Annotated in this window: 16 protein-coding genes; 13 read left to right on the top strand and 3 right to left on the bottom strand. The window is 71.2% G+C overall.

Annotated features, from left to right (window positions below):
* Nucleotides 1–295 precede the first annotated feature (295 nt).
* The 12 genes from AC07DC_RS04005 to AC07DC_RS03950 all read left to right on the top strand — a co-directional run bounded on the left by AC07DC_RS04005 (nucleotide 296) and on the right by AC07DC_RS03950 (nucleotide 12,409).
* Entirely contained in the window at nucleotides 296–1,243 is a 948-nt protein-coding gene (locus tag AC07DC_RS04005; RefSeq protein WP_478911571.1) for an ABC transporter permease, read from the top strand.
* On the top strand, nucleotides 1,240–3,165 hold the full coding sequence (locus tag AC07DC_RS04000) for a dipeptide/oligopeptide/nickel ABC transporter permease/ATP-binding protein (protein ID WP_478911570.1): 1,926 nt from the start codon (nucleotides 1,240–1,242) through the stop codon (nucleotides 3,163–3,165). The genes AC07DC_RS04005 and AC07DC_RS04000 overlap by 4 nt, the downstream gene beginning before the upstream one ends.
* Complete coding sequence (locus AC07DC_RS03995) at nucleotides 3,162–4,232, top strand: ABC transporter ATP-binding protein (RefSeq protein WP_478911568.1); 1,071 nt, start codon at nucleotides 3,162–3,164, stop codon at nucleotides 4,230–4,232. Before AC07DC_RS04000 ends, AC07DC_RS03995 begins: the two co-directional genes overlap by 4 nt.
* On the top strand, nucleotides 4,214–5,758 hold the full coding sequence (locus AC07DC_RS03990) for an ABC transporter substrate-binding protein (protein ID WP_478911567.1): 1,545 nt from the start codon (nucleotides 4,214–4,216) through the stop codon (nucleotides 5,756–5,758). Before AC07DC_RS03995 ends, AC07DC_RS03990 begins: the two co-directional genes overlap by 19 nt.
* Before the next feature lie 201 nt (nucleotides 5,759–5,959).
* Nucleotides 5,960–6,166: a hypothetical protein gene (locus AC07DC_RS03985; protein WP_478911565.1), complete on the top strand. Its 207-nt coding sequence runs from the start codon at nucleotides 5,960–5,962 to the stop codon at nucleotides 6,164–6,166.
* A 479-nt stretch (nucleotides 6,167–6,645) separates the two neighbouring features.
* The gene (locus AC07DC_RS03980) at nucleotides 6,646–7,521 is read left to right on the top strand and encodes a hypothetical protein (RefSeq protein WP_478911564.1); all 876 of its coding nucleotides are present in this window, start codon (nucleotides 6,646–6,648) and stop codon (nucleotides 7,519–7,521) included.
* A 40-nt stretch (nucleotides 7,522–7,561) separates the two neighbouring features.
* Nucleotides 7,562–8,437 carry a DUF4397 domain-containing protein gene (locus AC07DC_RS03975; RefSeq protein ID WP_478911563.1) on the top strand — a complete coding sequence of 292 codons (876 nt, stop codon included), beginning with the start codon at nucleotides 7,562–7,564 and terminating at the stop codon, nucleotides 8,435–8,437.
* Between the two features lie 6 nt (nucleotides 8,438–8,443).
* Nucleotides 8,444–9,136, top strand: coding sequence for a class F sortase (locus AC07DC_RS03970; RefSeq protein WP_478911561.1), 693 nt, complete (start codon nucleotides 8,444–8,446; stop codon nucleotides 9,134–9,136).
* Between the two features lie 16 nt (nucleotides 9,137–9,152).
* The gene (locus AC07DC_RS03965) at nucleotides 9,153–9,608 is read left to right on the top strand and encodes a MarR family winged helix-turn-helix transcriptional regulator (RefSeq protein WP_478911559.1); all 456 of its coding nucleotides are present in this window, start codon (nucleotides 9,153–9,155) and stop codon (nucleotides 9,606–9,608) included.
* On the top strand, nucleotides 9,605–10,534 hold the full coding sequence (locus AC07DC_RS03960) for an ABC transporter ATP-binding protein (protein ID WP_478911558.1): 930 nt from the start codon (nucleotides 9,605–9,607) through the stop codon (nucleotides 10,532–10,534). Before AC07DC_RS03965 ends, AC07DC_RS03960 begins: the two co-directional genes overlap by 4 nt.
* Nucleotides 10,494–11,357, top strand: coding sequence for an ABC transporter permease (locus AC07DC_RS03955; RefSeq protein WP_478911556.1), 864 nt, complete (start codon nucleotides 10,494–10,496; stop codon nucleotides 11,355–11,357). The genes AC07DC_RS03960 and AC07DC_RS03955 overlap by 41 nt, the downstream gene beginning before the upstream one ends.
* Before the next feature lie 98 nt (nucleotides 11,358–11,455).
* The gene (locus AC07DC_RS03950; protein ID WP_478911554.1) at nucleotides 11,456–12,409 is read left to right on the top strand and encodes a DUF4352 domain-containing protein; all 954 of its coding nucleotides are present in this window, start codon (nucleotides 11,456–11,458) and stop codon (nucleotides 12,407–12,409) included.
* A gap of 47 nt (nucleotides 12,410–12,456) precedes the next feature.
* On the opposite strand, the gene AC07DC_RS03945 is transcribed toward AC07DC_RS03950, so the two are convergent.
* The 3 genes from AC07DC_RS03945 to AC07DC_RS03935 all read right to left on the bottom strand — a co-directional run bounded on the left by AC07DC_RS03945 (nucleotide 12,457) and on the right by AC07DC_RS03935 (nucleotide 16,245).
* Nucleotides 12,457–13,179, bottom strand: coding sequence for a DUF4232 domain-containing protein (locus tag AC07DC_RS03945; RefSeq protein WP_478911552.1), 723 nt, complete (start codon nucleotides 13,177–13,179; stop codon nucleotides 12,457–12,459).
* Nucleotides 13,180–13,429: 250 nt separating this feature from the next.
* Nucleotides 13,430–14,620 (bottom strand): PucR family transcriptional regulator, encoded by a 1,191-nt coding sequence (locus tag AC07DC_RS03940; RefSeq protein ID WP_478911551.1) that lies wholly within the window; start codon nucleotides 14,618–14,620, stop codon nucleotides 13,430–13,432.
* 107 nt (nucleotides 14,621–14,727) lie between these two features.
* On the bottom strand, nucleotides 14,728–16,245 hold the full coding sequence (locus AC07DC_RS03935) for an MFS transporter (RefSeq protein ID WP_478911549.1): 1,518 nt from the start codon (nucleotides 16,243–16,245) through the stop codon (nucleotides 14,728–14,730).
* Nucleotides 16,246–16,393: 148 nt separating this feature from the next.
* Here AC07DC_RS03935 and AC07DC_RS03930 point away from each other — a divergent pair, with 148 nt between their 5' ends.
* On the top strand, nucleotides 16,394–17,941 hold the full coding sequence (locus AC07DC_RS03930; protein ID WP_478911547.1) for an acyl-CoA carboxylase subunit beta: 1,548 nt from the start codon (nucleotides 16,394–16,396) through the stop codon (nucleotides 17,939–17,941).
* Nucleotides 17,942–18,038 lie beyond the last annotated feature (97 nt).

The following is an 18,038-nucleotide window of genomic DNA, read 5'->3' as shown; positions in this document are numbered from 1 at the left end:
GTGTAACCCGCCGAGCTCGGTAGTGCGGTGCAGTCTATTGACACGTGTAAATTTCGTATGTTCTTCTTCTGGCGGTAGCTAAATCAGCTCGATAATCTTCGCTGGAGCCGCGCGAGCGGCCATGCACGCCGCGTAGTCGCACCGCTCATGGCGGTGGCCGGCCGGGGGATTCGGCGCAACCCGCCACTGCCCTCCGTTCCGCGACCCGGCATTCAGGATCTCTCTCCCCATCGCCGTCGAGGCGCCGGTCGGCCTCCCCAGATCCTCCCTTCGCACAACTTCCGATGAGGTGAGCATGGCAATACTCCGGCTGGTGATCCGGCGGCTGCTGTCGTCGACTCCGCTGCTGTTCATGGTCTCGGCCCTGACGTTCGTCCTGGTGTCTTTGGTGCCGGGGGACCCGGCGCGGACGATCGTCGGGCAGCACGCGACCGAGGAGCAGTACCGGACCGTCCGCGGCCAACTGGGCCTGGACGAACCGCTGCCGGTGCAGTACTGGCACTGGCTGGTGCGGGTGTTCCACGGGGACCTCGGCTCCTCGCTCTTCAGCGGCGAGCCGGTCACGTCGGTGCTGAACAACCGACTGCCGGTCTCGCTCTCCCTGATCGTCGCGGGCACCGTGCTGTCCGGGATCCTGGGCGTGGCGCTGGGCCTGCTGAGCGCGCGGCGCGGCGGCTTCCTGGTGAGGGTCGTGGACGGCCTGTCCCTGATCGGCCTGGCCGTCCCGGCGTTCTGGCTCGCGCTGGTCCTGATCGCGGTACTGGCGGTACAACTGCGGTGGTTCCCGGTGACGGGATACGTACCGTTCGCCGACGACCCGGCGCAGTGGGCACGTTCGCTCGTGCTGCCGGTCCTGTCGCTGTCGGTGGGCGCGGTGGCGATCATCGCCAAGCAGACCCGTGACTCGGTGCTCGACACCTCCACCCGCGACTTCATCCGGGTGATGCAGGCCAACGGCTTCTCACCGCGCTCGATCCTCTACCGGCACGTGCTGCGCAACGCGGCGCTGCCGGTGGTGACCGTGCTGGGCGTGGTGCTGGTCAGCCTGCTCTCCGCCGCTGTCTTCGTGGAGACGGTGTTCGCCATGCCGGGCCTCGGCAGCGTCACGCAGCAGGCCACCCTCCAGCACGACATCCCCCTCATCCAAGGAGCCGTCTTGTACATCACGGTGTTGGTGGTACTGGTCAACCTGCTGGTGGACCTGGCCTACGGCCGCCTCGACCCGAGGGTGCGTGCCGCGTGAACCCGCCCGCGAAGAGACCGGGCCTGGCGGCCCGGGTCGTGCGCCGTCCGTCGGGTGCGGTCGCCATCGGATGGCTGGTGCTGCTGACCGCGGCCACCGCCGGGGCCTCGTTCGCCGCCCCGCACGGGCCGCTGGACCAGGACCTCGGGCACGTGCTGGCCGGACCGTCCGCCGGGCATCTGCTCGGCACCGACAACCTGGGCCGTGACCTGCTGAGCCGGCTGCTGTTCGGCGGCCGCTCCACCCTGCTGGCGGTGGCCGAGGCGCTGCTGGTCTACCTGCTGATCGGCACCGTCCTGGGCCTGGCCTCGGGGTACCTCGGCGGCTGGGTGGACCGGTTGGTCACCCGTACCGCGGATCTGATGTTCGCCCTCCCGGGCATCATCATCGTGCTCGTCGTCCTGTCGGTGTTCCCCGGCAATCTGCACGCCGCGATGATCACCTTCGGAGTGCTCGGCAGTCCCGGCCTCATCCGGATCCTCCGGTCTCAGACCCTCGGCATCCGCGAGGAGTTGTACGTCGCCGCGGCGAAGGTCGCGGGACTGACGCGCTCGCAGATCCTGCGCCGGCACGTCCTGCCGCGGATGACCAGCATGGTCATCGTCCAGGCGGCGCTGTTCTCCGCGATCGTCGTCACCATCCAGGCGGGGCTGGGCTTTCTGGGACTCGGGGCGCAGCCGCCCGACCCGTCCTGGGGCGGCCTGGTCGCCGACGCCTCCCAGGCCATCGACCGCGATCCCTGGATGCTGGTCCCCGCGGGCATCCCGCTGGTCATCACCGTGATCGCGCTGGGCCTGCTGGGGGATGCGATCCGCGACGCGGCCATCGAAGGCTGGTCGGTCTCCAAGATGGCGGCGCCGCAGGGCCGGAAGGTACCTGCTCCGAGATCGGCCGATCCGGCCGATTCCCCGCAGGAAGGCGCCGCGGAACCCGATGCGCGGGCGCTGCTCTCGGTCCGGAACCTGTCGGTCGAGATCGGCGGCATCCCCGTCGTGCAGGGAGTCTCCTTCGACGTCATGGCGGGCGAAACGCTCGGCGTCGTCGGCGAGTCCGGATGCGGCAAGTCGGTGACGGCGCTGGGCGTCCTGGGCCTCGTACCCGGAGGCGGCAGGGTCGCCGCCGGCCGGGTGGTGTTCGACGGGGTCGACCTGGCCGGATCCCCGGACGAGCTGGCCCGGGTGCGCGGGGCCGGGATCGCGTACGTGTCCCAGGAACCGATGGTGGCGCTGGATCCGACCTTCCCGGTCGGCCGCCAACTCGCCGAGGCCGTACGGCGGCACAGCCGCCCGGACCGGCGTACGACCCGCGCCGCGGCTCGCAGCCGGGTGATCGAGCTGCTCACCATGGTGAACATCCCCGACCCGGAGGCGGTGGCCGGCCGCTATCCGCACCAGCTGTCGGGCGGGATGGCGCAGCGCGTCGCGATCGCGCTGGCCCTCGCGGGCGATCCGAAGCTGCTGATCGCCGACGAGCCGACCACTGCGCTGGACGTGACCGTCCAGGCCGAGATCCTCGCGCTGCTGCGCGGGCTCCAGGCCGAGACGGGTATGGCCGTGCTCATCGTCACCCACGACTGGGGGGTGGTGGCGGACCTGTGCCACCGGTCGGTCGTGATGTACGCCGGGCAGGTCGTGGAGCAGGCGGACGTCGAGTCGATGTTCACGCTGCCGCTCCATCCGTACACCGCGGGCCTGCTGGCGGCCAACCCGCACCTGGCCGGCGGCGGAGAACCGCTGCCGACCATCCCCGGCACGGTGCCGGCTCCGCGCGACTGGCCGCAGGGGTGCCGGTTCGCCGCCCGGTGCCCGCGCGTGACCGACGCGTGCGCGGCGGCGCCGGTCGCGCTCAGCCGGCCCGCACCCGGCCGCCTCACCCGGTGCGTCCATTCCCAGCAGCTCCTCGTGGAGGGCACCCCCAGATGACTCCGCAGACCATCCTCGACATCCGTGATCTGACCGTCGAGTTCCGACAGGGCCGGCGTACGCCGCCGTTCCGGGCCGTGGACTCGGTGTCCCTGAGCATCGCGGCGGGGGAGACCGTCGGCCTGGTCGGCGAGTCCGGCTCGGGCAAGTCGACCATCGGCCGGGCCGTGCTCGGGCTCAACCCGGTCCACTCGGGCCGGATCCACTTCGAGGGCGCCGACATCACCGGCGCCCGACCGGGAGTCCGGCGAGAGCTCAGCGCCCGGCTGCAAGTGGTATTCCAGGACCCGTACTCGTCGCTCAATCCGGCCCGCACCATCGGCCGGACGCTCGCCGAACCGCTGCTGGTGCACCGGAAGATCGGCGCGGCGGAGACCGCGGAGCGGGTCACGGAGATGCTGGCGCGGGTCGGGATGCCCGCCGACACCGCGAGCCGGTACCCCGGACAGTTCTCCGGCGGGCAGCGCCAGCGGATCGCCATCGCCCGCGCCCTGATGCTCTCGCCGCGCCTGGTGATCTGCGACGAGCCGGTCAGCGCACTCGACCTGTCCATCCAGGCCCAGGTGATGAACCTGCTGGCCGACCTGCAGAGCGAACTCTCCCTCAGCTATCTGTTCATCGCCCACGACCTCCCCGTCGTCCGGCACCTCTCGCACCGCATCGTCGTCCTCTACCGCGGCCAGGTCATGGAGTCCGGGCCCGCCGACGACGTCTACGCCGACCCCGTGCACCCCTACACCCAGGCGCTGCTCGCGGCCGTTCCCGAACCCGATCCGCGCGTGCAACGCGCCCGCCGGGCCGACAAGGAGGCGGCCCGCGCCACGGTCCTGTCCACCCGGCCGCCCGCGGCCACCGGCTGCGCCTTCGCGCACCGCTGCCCGCACGCCATCGACATCTGCCACACCGTGCTCCCGGAACTGCTGCCCGTCCCGGGCAGCACCGGAGCCGACGCGGCGGGCGGCGGGCGGACCGCCGCCTGCCACCGCGCCGCGGACCTGCATCCGCTGACCGTTCCAGCACATTCAGGAATCACAGGAGAGGAAGTGCCGTGTTCAGGCAACGAATGATCAGCGGGCTGGCGACTCTGGTGGTGCTCGCCGCCGCAGCGACCGCATGTGGCGGATCGTCGACGGAATCCGGCGGCCAGGGCGAGACCCTGACCGTCATCTCGGCGAGCGCCCCGGCGAGCCTCGACCCGGCCAAGGCCAATGTCGGTTCGGACAACTGGTTCGTCAACCTGGCGTACGACACCGTTCTGCGGCAGGGCCAGGACGGGAAGACCGGCCCCGCACTGGCCACCAAGTGGGGTTACGTCGGCACCGGCAACCGGGAGTTCGACTTCACCCTGCGCGACGGGGTGAAGTTCGCCGACGGCACGCCCATGACCGCCCAGACGGTCGCGGCGTCACTCAACTACACCCGCAAGAACGGCCTCAACGTCTCCTGGACCTCGGCGATCGACTCCGTCACCGCCACCGGCCCCCTCACCGTTCGGATCCACTGTTCCAGCCCGCACCCCAACGTGCCCCAACTGCTGAACCAGATCCTGCTCGTCGGCTCGGTGATCAGCCCGGCTGGCCTGGCCAACGCCGGCAAGATGGGCACCCAGTCCTTCGGCGCGGGTCCGTACGTCCTGGACACCGCCCACACGGCCACCGGTGACCACTACACCTACACCCCCAACCCCAACTACTGGGACAAGACGAAGATCCACTGGAAGAAGGTGATCATCAAGATCGTCAACAACCCGAACTCGGCGCTCCAGGCCGTGAAGACCGGGCAGGCCGACATCCTGGGCATCACCGCCAACCAGGTCGACACCGCCACCTCGGGCGGTCTGAGCGTGATCCGGTCGCCCAACGCGTTCCTCGGCATCGACCTCGTCGACCGGGACGGAGCCCTGTCCAAGCCCCTCAAGGACGTCCGGGTCCGCCAGGCCCTCAACTACGGCGTGGACCGTGAGGCCATCACCAAGGCCCTCTTCCAGCAGTACGGCCACGCCACCGACCAGATATCCCTCCCCGGCCTGGACGGCTTCGCCGCCGACTACGACAACCACTACTCCTACGACCCGGCCAAGGCGAAGCAGTTGCTCGCCGCCGCGGGATATCCGAACGGTTTCGCGCTCCACATGGAGACGCAGAATTTCTTCGGCATCGACCTGGTCACCCAGGCCGTCGTCCAGCAGTGGAAGCAGCTCGGCGTCACCACCACCGTCACCACGGACACCAGCATCGGCCAGTGGCTCGGCAACGCCACGTCCAAGAAGTTCCCCGCGCTCGGATTCGGCTACGGCGGCGCCTCCACCTACACCCTGTCGCTGGACTGGATGCTGCCGCATCCCACGGCGTTCAACCCCTTCGCCTCGCAGGACCCCGCGCTCACCGCCATGTTGGCCACCGCCGCGGCCGCTCCCCAGGAGCAGCAGCCGGCGCTCTACCAGAACGTCATGCGCCGCGTCGTCGACCAGGCGTGGTTCGTCTCGGTACTGCGGATCGACGGGATCTACGCCTACAACAGCCGCAAGCTGACCGGGTTCGCGGTGGCACCCAGCTACCTCCCCGATCTGGCATGGGCCACCGCACCCAAGTAGTCCGTCCCGGCCTGTCGCTTCGCCCGGCGCCTCCAGTCTCCCGCCTCCCGACTCCTCCTGCGGGGTGGCGGGAGGCGGGAGGCGCGCCCGGTCGGGTGATCGGGTGGGACGAGGAGCCCCGCCCCAGCGGCGCGCACCGCGACCGGTGCTCCGATGTGCGGTAGCGGTCCACGGGCCGTCTACCGGAGGGAGGACCGCGGGGTGTGCCACTACTGCGGTTGCCGCGAGATCCCGTTGATCAGGGACTTCATCGCGGAGCACGAGTCCGTGACCGACCACGCGGGCTCGGCGGTGCGCGCGCTGGACACCGGCGAGCTCTCCGTGGCCCGCGCCTTGATCGGCGCAGCGTGGCGGACCGGTGACCGAGGGGTAGGTGAAACCCTTGCCAGCACCGGCCAACTGTGCTGATATTCGAGCTGCTTGCAGTGACAGCAGGTTCCCTCACGAACACGCCGGGGCGAACGGGCAGAGCACGCGAGGCGCCCGGCGGCACAGCCGTCGGATCAGCTCTGCGGTAGCCGGCCCATCCGCCCTCCCCTCGAACGAGTGCCATGCCACAGGATTTCTTCGAACCTCGTCGGCCGGTCGGGCGGGCGCGGGCGCCGGGCACGGCTCCGGGGTCCGAGCCGTCACGCTGTGCCAACGGCCCCTCCCCGTGGCCCGACGAATTGATCCTCGCGGCCCCGCCGGCGCCGATACGGTTACCGCAGGAGGACGGGGAGTCCGGCTGGGCGCGGGTGCGCCGCAGCGGTTTCCGACCCTTGTCCCGCAGGCGATTACGGTTACCGGAACCGCGTCCCCTCACCCCGGGTCCTCGGGACCGCGACAGCTCCGCGGGCCGTCGGCACGACAGCTCCGCGGGCCGCCGGTTCTTCGTCGGGGCGGCCATGACATCCGCTGTCGCGCTGATCGCCGCGGGGGTCGTGCTGGCCACCGTGGACAACCAGCCGGAGCATGTCCGGCCACGTGCGGTGCCCATCGCGGGCAGACCGTCCGGGCCCGCCGCCACCGGGCCGTCGTCCGAGGTCCGTGCCGAGACGGCCCGGTGGATCATCCGGAACGTCGGCCCCGGACATGTGGTCGCCTGCGACCCGGCCATGTGCGGATCGCTCGCCTCGCTCGGCTTCCCCGCCTCCTCGACGGTGTGGGTCAAGGAGAGCGCCCTGGAACTGCAGAGCGCGGACGTCGCCGTCCTCACCTCGACCCTGCGGGACCGGCTGGGTTCCATGGTCGCCGCGGTGACCGCAGCGGAGCCGCTCGCCGCGTTCGGCTCCGGCGCCCAGAGCATCACGATCCGGACCGTCGCCCATGCCGGACGGGCCTCCTACGAACGGGCGATGGCCGCCGACCTCGCCGACCGCAGACTCGCGGGCACGTCGCTGGCGGCGAACAGCGGCGTCACCTTCTCGCCCGCCGCCCGCATCCCGCTGGAGCAGGGGCTGGTGGACATGCGCATCTGCGCACTGCTCGCGACGCTGAGCAGCGGGCACACCCTGACCGTCGAGTCCTTCGGGCCGGCCGCGCCCGGCGCGGGCACGGGCGTTCCCCGCAACGCGGTGGAGATCTCCACCATCGACATGGTGTCCGCCGCGGGTGGCGCGGCACCGGCGACCGCCCTGCGGGCGCTCGTCGCGGCCCAGCAAGCGCCCTACCGCCCGCTGCGGACCGCGACCCGCTCGGAACAGGCGGGATCCCCTGCGGTGCTCAGCCTTCTCTACTCCCTTCCGGCGCCGGTCGACCCGCAGAACGGGCTTGCTCCGTGACGGCGTCCAACAGCCCCGAACGTCAGAAAGGCTCCCTCGTATGACGCTTACCGTCCGCAGACCCGCGGCCCTCCTGCTCTCGGCCGCACTGTGCACCGCCGCGCTGGCCGGTCCCGCCGCCGCGACCGCGAACGCCGCCCCCGCCCAACCGGGCGGCTGGCTGCGGCTCGCGCACTTCTCGCCGGGCGCTCCCGCCGTGGACGTCTATCTGTATCCGTTCGGCGGCTCGAAGGCCGCGCTGGTGCTCAAGAACGTCGCGTACGGTGACGCCTCGCCGTACGAGACCGTGGCCGGCGGGCAGTACACGGTGGCGATGCGGGTGGCGGGCGCGGCGCCGTCCGTCGCCCCGGTCATCTCCACCACCGTCCGGGTCGACAAGGGCAGGGCCTACACGGTGGCCGGCCTCGGCCCCGGTACGGCGCTCGAACTGCGGACCCTGAACGACCAGCTCTCCGCACCGCAGGACCGGGCCGGGATACGGGTGATCCAGGCGTCGCTGAACCAGCCCTCCGTCGCCGTCCAGGTCGCGGAGAACGACCCGAGCCGGCTGCACTTCCCGGCCTCGACCCCGTACAGCACCGTGCGCGCCGGAGCCACCGCGGTGAAGGTCACCGCGGGGACGGCCAGCACCAGCCGGACCCTGCAACTCGCCGGCCGCAGCACCCACACCCTGGTGGTGCTCTCCTCCTCGGGTGCGGCGCCCAAGCTGCTGGATCTGACCGACTCCAGCGGGCCCGCCACCCAGCCCGGCGGCGGCGTCGAGGCCGGACTCGGCGGTCTCAGCAAGCCCGCCACCACCGCGACGAGCGCCGGCGGCTCGTCCTCCGGCTTGCCGGCGGCCGCCGGATGGGCCGCCGCCCTGGTCCTCGGCCTCGGCGCGTTCCTCTTCGCCGTACGGCGCCTGCGACGGTCCTGAGCCCTGATGGGACGCCATGCCAGACCCCGCCCGCCGCACCGGGCCGCGCTCGGATCGCTGGCGCTGCTCGGAGCGGCGTCTGCGGTCGGCGGTGCGTTTGGACTCGGCCCGCACCTGGCGCGTACCGACGCGCCGGCCGGGAGTGACCGGGCCGGCCGGATGGCCGTCCCGGCCCCCGATCCCGGCCCGGCCGGCACGTCGCCGCCGGGACCGGCGCGGACTTCCGTGCTGCGCCCCAGCACGCTGTCCATTCCGGCCATCCAGGTGCGCACCTCCCTGGAGACCCTCGGCCTGACGTCCGCCGGAGCGCTCCAGGTGCCGGTCCGGCCGGAGCGGGCCGGCTGGTTCGACGGGGGCTCGGTCCCCGGACAGGTCGGACCGGCCGTCGTGGTGGGCCATGTCGACTCCCTCGACGGCCCGGCCGTGTTCGCGCGGCTGTCGTCACTGGGGCCGGGCGATGCGATCACCGTGGGTCTCAGCGACGGCAGCAGCGTCCGTTTCCAGGTGGTCTCGGTCCTGCGGCTCGCGAAGGCCCGGTTTCCGACCGCCGAGGTGTACGGGCCGCAGCCGGACCCCCAGCTGCGGCTGATCACCTGCGGCGGAGCCTTCGACGGTCGCCGCTATCCCGACAACATCGTGGTCTTCGCCCGCCTCGCCGGTACCTCGCGGACACGAGCCCTGGAAAATAGCTCTGACTAAGAGCTAAAATCGGAGTATGACCGCAGAGGAGTTCCCCGACGCGCTCGCGGACGCGCTGGCCGGTGTCCAACGGCTGATCCGGCGGCGGCTGCGCGGCGGGCTGACCGTGCCGCGGCTGCGCGGCGCGCAGGTCGAACTGCTGCAACTGGTCGGGGCCCGTCCCGGTATCCGGGTGTCGGTCGCGGCCAAGGAGCTCTATCTCGCGGGCAATTCGGTCTCCACGCTGGTCAACCAGCTCGTGCGGGACGGCTATCTCGTCCGCGAGACCGACCCGGACGACCGTCGCTCGGCGCTGCTGCTGATCACTCCCGCGGCCCGGGCGCGGTTGCGCGACTGGAAGGCGCGGCGTGACGCGCTGGTGCGTGAGCAGGTCGCCCAGCTCGACGCGGCCGACCGGGCGGCGCTGGAAGCGGCGCTGCCGGCGCTGCGCAGACTCGCCCTGAACCTGCACGAGGAAGCGGAGGGGACATGACCGTCGATTCCGGAGCCGTCGATCCGGGGACTGCTGATCCGGGCGCTATTGCGGCGGATGCCGGTGCGTCTGATGCCGTGGAGTCGGATGCCGCTGGGCCGGACGCCGTCACCTGTAGCGGCCTGGAGTACACCTTCGGCGAGACGAAGGCCGTCGACGGCCTCGACCTGTCGGTCCGCGCCGGTGAGGTCTTCGGCCTGCTCGGCCCGAACGGCGCCGGCAAGACCACCGCGATCCGCTGCATCACGACGCTGCTGCCGGTACCGGGCGGCATGGTGCGGGTCTTCGGGCACGACGTGGCCAAGGAGCGGATGGCGGTGCGCCGGCTGCTGGGTTACGTACCGCAGCAGCTGTCCGCCGACTCCGGGCTGACGGGGCGTGAGAACGTGGCGCTGTTCGCCCGGGTCTTCGACGTCTCCCGCCGCGAACGGGCCGCCCGCGTGGGGCAGGCGCTGGAGGCCGTCGACCTCACCGACGCAGCCGACCGGCTGGCCAAGACGTACTCCGGCGGCATGATCCGCCGCCTCGAACTCGCCCAGGCGCTGGTCAGCGCACCGCGGTTGCTGATGCTCGACGAGCCGACGATCGGCCTCGACCCGATCGCCCGCACCAGCGTGTGGGAGCACATCAACGCGGTACGGGCCGCCACGGGCATGACCGTCCTGGTGACCACGCACTACATGGACGAGGCCGACCAGTACTGCGACCGGGTCGCCCTGATGCACCGCGGCCGGATCCGCGCGCTCGGCACGGCCGACGAGCTCAGGTCCGACCTGAGGGAGCGCCGCCGGGCATCCGGCGACGACGATGCGGCGCCGACGCTGGAGGACGTCTTCCGGGACGTCGCCGGCAGCGGCCTCGACGAGCAGGGAGGAGACTTCCGCGATGTCCGTAGCACCCGCCGCACCGCGTCCCGCGTCGGCTGAGAGCACGCCGCCCCCCGGCCGGCTCGACCTGCTCCTGGTCCCGCCCCGCGCCCGCACCGGCTGGCGGGTGCTGCCCGCCAGGGTCGGCGCGATGTGCGTGGTCGAACTGCAGAAGCTGCGCCACGACCGCACCGAGCTGTACACCCGGGCCGTCCAGCCCGCCCTGTGGCTGCTGATCTTCGGCGAGACGTTCACCCGGATCAAGGCCATCCCGACCGGCGGCATCCCGTACATCGACTACCTGGCGCCCGGCATCATCGCCCAGTCCGCGATGTTCATCGCGATCTTCTACGGCATCATGATCATCTGGGAACGGGACGCCGGCATCCTGACCAAGCTGCTGGTCACCCCGACCCCGCGATCCGCCCTGATCACCGGCAAGGCGTTCGCCGCCGGGGTGAAGGCGCTGATCCAGGCGGTCGTGGTGATCGTCATCGCCGCCCTGCTCGGGGTGGCGATGACCTGGAACCCGCTGCGTCTGCTCGGTGTGGCGGCGGCGGTGGTCCTGGGCTCGGCCTTCTTCTCCTGCCTGTCGATGACGATCGCGGGAATCGTGCTCACCCGCGACCGTCTGATGGGCATCGGCCAGGCCATCACGATGCCGCTCTTCTTCGGCTCCAACGCCCTCTACCCGGTGGCGATCATGCCGGGCTGGCTCCAGGTGATCAGCAAGATCAACCCCCTGAGCTACCAGGTCGACGCCCTCCGCGGCCTGCTCCTCGGCACCCCGTCCCACCTGCTCCTCGACTACGCCGTCCTGATCGTCGCCGCGGCCCTGGGCATAGCGGCGGCCTCGTCCCTCCTGGGCCGCCTGGCCCGCTGACCGGTACCACCGACGCGCGTGGGTGCGGAGAGGAACCTATGGTGAGATAGGGAACGAAATGCGGACGATGTGCAGACGCTTCTCAGGAGGCGATGACCATGCATCGCGCTCAATGGTTGTGTGCGTCGTCCCTCTTCGGTGTGGTGCTGGCCACCGTGGCTGTCGGTTGTAGTTCGCCGACGGTCACCACGTCCCCGGCCTCCGTGCGGCCTTCTGCCTCCGGCTCCTCCGTTCCGGGTGGTGCCGCGTCGCCGACCGCGGCAGGCCCGCAGACAGCGCAGGTCGGCGACACTCTGGACCTGGTGGGTTCCGGTGACGGTGAGCGGATGGCCGTCACGGTCACGCGGGTCGTGGATCCGGCAGGCGCCGAAGTCTTCAGTCCGGACGCGGGAAATCGCTTCGTCGCCGTGCAGTTCCGGCTGCGCAACACCGGGACGGCCGTGTACTCGGACGCGCCGTCCAACGGGGCGCAGGTGAGCGACGCCCAGGGTCAGACGTTCAATGCCTCGGTCGCCGACACGAATGCGGGGCCGAGTTTCCCCGCCGCCATCCGGCTCACTCCGGGAGACACGGGCCTGGGCTTCATCACCTTCGAAGTGCCGAAGGCATCGGTGATCGCCAAAGTGCAGTTCACCTTGAACTCCGGCTTCGCCGACAACACCGGCCAGTGGACGGTGCAGGGCGTGGAGAAGGGTTCGCCGACTGTGGGCACCGCCCCCGCGCCCCAGCCGACCGTCTCCACGGCGCCCGCACCCACGCCCACTTCCCAGGCGGCGAGCCCCAGCCAGGTCGTTGAGGACTATTACGCTGCCATCAACGCCCACGCGTACCTCACGGCATGGAACCTGGGCGGCAAGAACCTCAATGGGTCCATGCAGAGCTTCGTGGCCGGCTTTGCCGGTACCGCCCACGACGCGGTGACAGTGACCGGTGTGCAGGGCGACACCGTGAGCGTCGTTCTCGACGCCACTCAGACGGACGGCAGCCACCGCGTCTTCTCCGGGACCTACACGGTTCGTGACGGCACGATCGTCGGCGCGAACATCCACTGAGACCGGGCGCACGCTTCAGGCCTGTCCAGCCGCGCTGGAGCTCTGGGTCAGGAGCCCACGGGGTTCACGAAGGTGCCCGGGTGGGTGGCCGCGTCCTGACGGACGATCGAGCCGCCCCAGGGCCACTTCAGCGCGAACTGGGTCTTCTCGTCCGGCGGGGTGATGCGGACCAGGGCGGGTTCGAAGGCTTCGGCGGCGGGGGCGGTGGTGGGGAGGAGGGTGATCGAGAAGTTCGTGGTGTTCGACGGCTTGAGCAGGATCTTGGTGGGGGCTGTCGAGGAGCGCGTCAGTGACCAGGTGCCGTCGGTCTCGCGGTCGCCGACGATGTCGACGCCGGGGAAGCCGATGAGCGAACAGGTATGACGGCTGATGTTGGTGAGATAGACGGACGCCCGGGTCTGGCCGGTCGACTTCATGTCCGGGGCCGCGCCACCGCCGGCAGCGAAGCCCGCCTTCAGGTCGGAAGTGTGGCAGCGGACGATGGACGTGACGTCGACGACCGTGGACGTACCGGCGTCGGACGTGCCGGCGTCGGACGTGTCGCCGGTCGACGAGCTCCCGCCCGTGGACGAGGTGCTGCCGGTCGTCGTGCTGCTCTTCGTGTCTCCGGTCGTGTCACCGGTGGTGCCGCCGGTGCCGCCGGAAGGAGCCGCCTTCGGAGTGCTCGTCGCGGGCGCGGGCGTGCTCGGGGCGTGGTTGGCTGCTCCGCTGGATCGCGCGCCGTCCGCCGAGGACGAACAGGCCACGGCGCCGGTGCTCAGGGCAGCCATGGCGAGTATCGCGGCCCCGTGACGGGGCAGGCGATTCAGCATTGCGGTCATGAGAACCCAACTCTCTGCGTTCGGCGGCGCGACGATCTCCTGCGTGATCACGCGTGGAACGCGGGGTGCGGTTCCAGGAGACCGCGACCGAACCGCCGAGCGGGTACCACTGGCTGTTGAGACTGCGCAGCCGGGAGAGGTGCTCGGCACCGGACGGAGAACAGGGAGCGGCGAACAGAGAACGGGGAGTAGGGAGCGGTCACCGCAACTGCTGGACCCGTAACGCGAGTTCCATCTCGAAGCGGGCGTCGGGATCCTGGAGCCGGTCGCCGAACAGCTCGTCGAGCTGGCGCAGCCGGTAGCGGACGGTCTGCGGGTGGATGCCCAGCCGGGCCGCCACCTCGTTGGCGTTCCGGCTGCACTGCAGCCAGCAGAGCAGGGTGTCGGCGAGGCGGGTCCGGTACGGCGGGCGCATCCGTTCCAGCGGGCCCAGATGGCGATCGGCCAGCGCGTCGACCAGGGCCTCGTCCTGGAAGAGCAGCATGGTGGCGAGGTGCTCGGAACAGCGCACGACCTCGCCGCCCGGCAGGACGTCGCGCCGCGCGAGGGTCAGCGCGTCCCTCGCCCAGCGCAGCGACCGGGCGCCCTCGGTCAGCCGGACGGTGGGGCCGAGTGCGGCGCGGTGGCCGTGCAGCGCCGAGTCGACGGCGCGGGTTCTGCCGGGACCGCCCGGATCGGGGACCACGATGCAGCCGGGCTGCTGGTCGAAGCGGGCCAGGAAGTCGGGTGGCAGGATCGGGTAGAGGGTTTCCCGTTCCCAGTGGTGGTCCACGACGACGACCGCGAGGGACGTGGGAACCGGCCAGTGCGCGGCATGGGCGAGATCCCGGATGGCCTCCTCGGTGGGGGGCTGTTCGGCGATCAGCATGTCGAACAGCCGCAGCCGGCGGCGCTGCAGCTCGCCCGCCAGGTGCAACTGGGCCTCGGCGTAACCGGCGGAGGTGGCCGTGGCGATCTCGTCGATGTGGACCAGCGCGGCCTCGCCGAGCAGGGCGAGGACCTCACGCGGCAGGACGTCGGAGTCGGCGAGGGTGACGATGCGGCGCCACGAGATACGGGCGGCGATGCGGAGCGCGCCCTGGAAGGAGTCGAGGCTGCGGCCCTCTCTGGCCTCGCCGCGGCCGATGCTGCGGTAGATGCCGATGACCTCCTGGGCGCTGATGCCCGGGGTGGAGAGGCGGTCGAGCAGGAGGTTCAGGCCTAATTCCACGCCCGTGTGGATGGTTTTCGTGTAAGTGTCGTTCGTCGGACGGTCGTACTCGGGAATCTCCGCCTGTATCGCCCCGACCACCTCCTTCCGGATAGCGTCGAGGAAGGGCCGGAGATGGTGGGCGAGCTCCGGAGGGATGTGGCTGAACGGCTCATCTGCCAGTTCTTGGGTCTGTCGCACCGTGGCGGAGTTCCCTTCCGCTTATTGGTTCGATTGCTTGCGACGGTACCTCCCGACAGTCGTTGCGCGCCACGACGTCTGACGGTCCATCAGAAAATGGCTCGTTGTCACTCGGGTGACAGCGAGTCCCGGACAAGAGTGCCCTCCGAAGGTGCCGGTATCCGCCCGCGAATGGTTAGAAAGGTCACCAGGGCGCCGCACAGCACGCAGCCGGCGGCGAGCCGCAGACCCGCCGCGTAGCCGTCGAGGAACGCGGTACGCGGATCGGAACCGGCGGCGATCTCCGTACTCCGGGCGTGGGTCAGGACGACGCCGACCAGAGCGATGCCGAGGACTCCGGAGATCTCCCGGGCGGCGCTGACCACGCCGGACGCCATACCGTTGTGGTGGGCGGGCACCGAGGCGAGGGAGCGGACCGTCAGTGGCGTGGTGAGGGCGGAGCCCGCGCCGATCAGCAGCAGCCCCGGCTGCAGCCCGAGGTACGTCGTCCGCAGACCGGTCGCGGAGACCTGCACCAGCCCCCACGCCACCAGCACCAGCCCCGCCGCGATCACCCGGTGCGCGCCGTAGGCCGTGCAGAGCCGCTCCGCGAACGGCGTCAGCGCCAGCAGGGCGAGCGCCAGCGGCAGGAAGGCGAGACCGGCCTTGGTCGCGGAGAATCCCAGCACCTGCTGCAGATAGAGCGTGGTGAAGAAGAACACGCCGTTGACGCCGATGCCCCAGAGCACCTGCGCGGCCGTGCCACCGCTGAGCAGGCGGTCGCGGAAGAGGCCCAGTTCGAGCAGGGGCGTCGCGGCGCGGGCCTCCAGGGCCACGAACAACCGTCCCGTCAAGACCGCCACGAACAGACACTGGGGAACCGGCCACCGGGTGAAGCCGTGCGCCCCGCCCTCCAGCAGCCCGTAGGCCAGCAGGTAGAGCGCCGCACTCGACAACACGAGCCCGGGCACGTCGAGTCGGCGCATCGCGGACGGCCCCGGGCGGCACACGGCCGCCGGTACGGCGCCGGCCAGCAGCAGTCCGAGGACGCCGAAAGGCACGTTGAGGAAGAACACCCAGCGCCAGCCCCAGCGCTCGGTGATGAAGCCGCCGAGCACCGGCCCCAGGGCCAGTGCGACGGCCAGCGCTCCGGTCCACAGTCCGACCGCGAGCGAACGGCGCGCCGCGGGCAGCCGGCCGGTGATCACCGCCAGCGTCGCGGGGATCACCAGGGCTGCGCCGGACCCCTGCACGGTCCTGGCCACGATCAGCGTCAGGCCGCTGCCCGCGAGACCGCCCGCCACCGAGGCGGCCGTGAAGACCGTCAGGCCCGCGACCAGCACCGGGCGGCAGGACAGCAGGTCGGTGAGGCGGCCGCCGGCCAGCAACAGCGCCCCGAAGCTCAGCACGTAACTGGTGCCCACCCACTCCAGAGCCGGCAGATCCAGCCCCAACGCCCGCTGCACAGAGGGCAGCGCGACGTTGACGACGGTGTTGTCCAGCGTCGTGATGAACCCGGTCACCGCGATCCCCAGCATGATCGGCAGCGTCCTGACCCGGTCCACCGGCGGCTCCTCTCCCGGGGCCGGCGCCTCCCGGCCCTGGCGGCGTACGTGCTCGGGGCCGTCCGACCCTAACCACCGCACCCGCCGTTCGCCTTGTCATCGGAGTGACAGAAGGCGGACGGGCGGCTGTCACCCCCCGCTCTAGTGAACCGGGGACCCGGAAGCGGAACCTGTTGCCCCCATGACGCTCCAGAATTCCGGATCCCCCCTCCGGGAAGGAGAGCCGCGCATGACCCGTTTCGCCGAGTTCGCGTCCCGTCGCGCCCAGGTTCTGCGAGGAGGCCCACCAGCGGCCGTGGAACGCCAGCACGGACGCGGCCGGCTCACCGCGCGCGAGCGCATCGACCTGCTGCTCGACCCCGGCTCCTTCACCGAGACCGACGCCTTCGTACGGCACCGCTGCACCGCCTACGGCATGGACGCCTCCCGCCCCGACGGCGACGGCGTCGTCACCGGCCACGGCACCGTCGACGACCGCCCGGTCGCGGTGTTCGCGCAGGACGCCACCGTCTTCGGCGGAAGCATGGGGGAGGCCTTCGGCCAGAAGGTCCTCAAGGTCATGGACCACGCGCTGAAGGTCGGCTGCCCCGTCATCGGCCTCAACGACTCGGGCGGCGCGCGCATCCAGGAGGGGGTCGTCGCCCTCGCCCACTACGCGGAACTCGTCCACCGCAACGTCATGGTCTCCGGGGTGATCCCCCAACTGTCCATGATCCTCGGCCCGTGCGCGGGCGGCGCCGCGTACTCGCCGGCGCTCACCGACTTCACCGTCATGGTGAAGGACATCTCCCACATGTTCGTCACCGGACCCGATGTCATCCACTCGGTGACGGGGGAGGAGACCACCGCCGAGGAACTGGGCGGCGCCCGCACCAGCACCGCCATCAGCGGCACCGCCCACTACCTCGCCCACGACGAGGCCGACGCCTTCGACTTCGTCCGCGGGCTGCTCTCCTACCTGCCCGCCAACAACCGGGAGGCGCCGCCGCGCTACCGGCAGGACACCGACCCCGGCATCACCGCGGCGGACCGGGAACTCGACGCGATCGTCCCCGACAACCTCGGGCACGCCTACGACATGCGGGAGATCCTGCGACGGATCGTGGACGACGGCGAACTCCTGGAGATCCAGGAGCTGTTCGCACCCAACATCATCTGCGCCTTCGGCCGCGTCGAGGGCTCGTCGGTGGGCATCGTCGCCAACCAGCCCCTGCACTCCGCCGGAGCCCTGGACATCAACGCCTCCGAGAAGGCCGCCAGGTTCGTGCGGTTCTGCGACGCCTTCGGCATCCCGATCCTCTCCTTCGTCGACGTCCCCGGCTACCTCTCCGGCGTCCGCCTGGAGCACGAGGGCATCGTCCGCCGGGGCGCCAAGTTGCTCTACGCGTACGCGGAGGCCACCGTGCCCGCCATCACCGTCGTCGTCCGCAAGGCCTACGGCGGCGGCTACGCCGTCATGGGCTCCAAACACCTCGGCGCCGATCTCAATCTGGCGTGGCCGACCGCGCAGATCGCCGTCATGGGAGCGCAGGGCGCCGTCGCTGTGCTGCACCGGAAGGAGTTGCGCGCCGCCGAGGACCCCGAGCTGCTGCGCAAGCAGCTGACCGCCGAGTACGAGAACGAATACGCCACCCCGTACCTCGCCGCGGAGCGCGGCTACCTCGACGCCGTCATCCTCCCGCACGAGACGCGCGGCCGGATCGTGCGGGGGCTGCGGTCGCTCCACGGAAAGCACCGGCCCGCACCGCAGCGCCAGCACGGCAACATCCCGCTCTGAACCCAACCGCCCCACCCGTCCCCCGGTCCCACGGCCCCCCACAGGTCCCGCCGAACCATCCCCTCTGAGAGCGGCCCCCCTCGCGCCCCGACCCCTC

This window comes from Streptomyces sp. NPDC045021, from assembly GCF_056432645.1.
The sequence above is the reverse complement of the archived record's forward strand: the minus strand, read 5'-3'. Positions and strand labels throughout refer to the sequence as shown.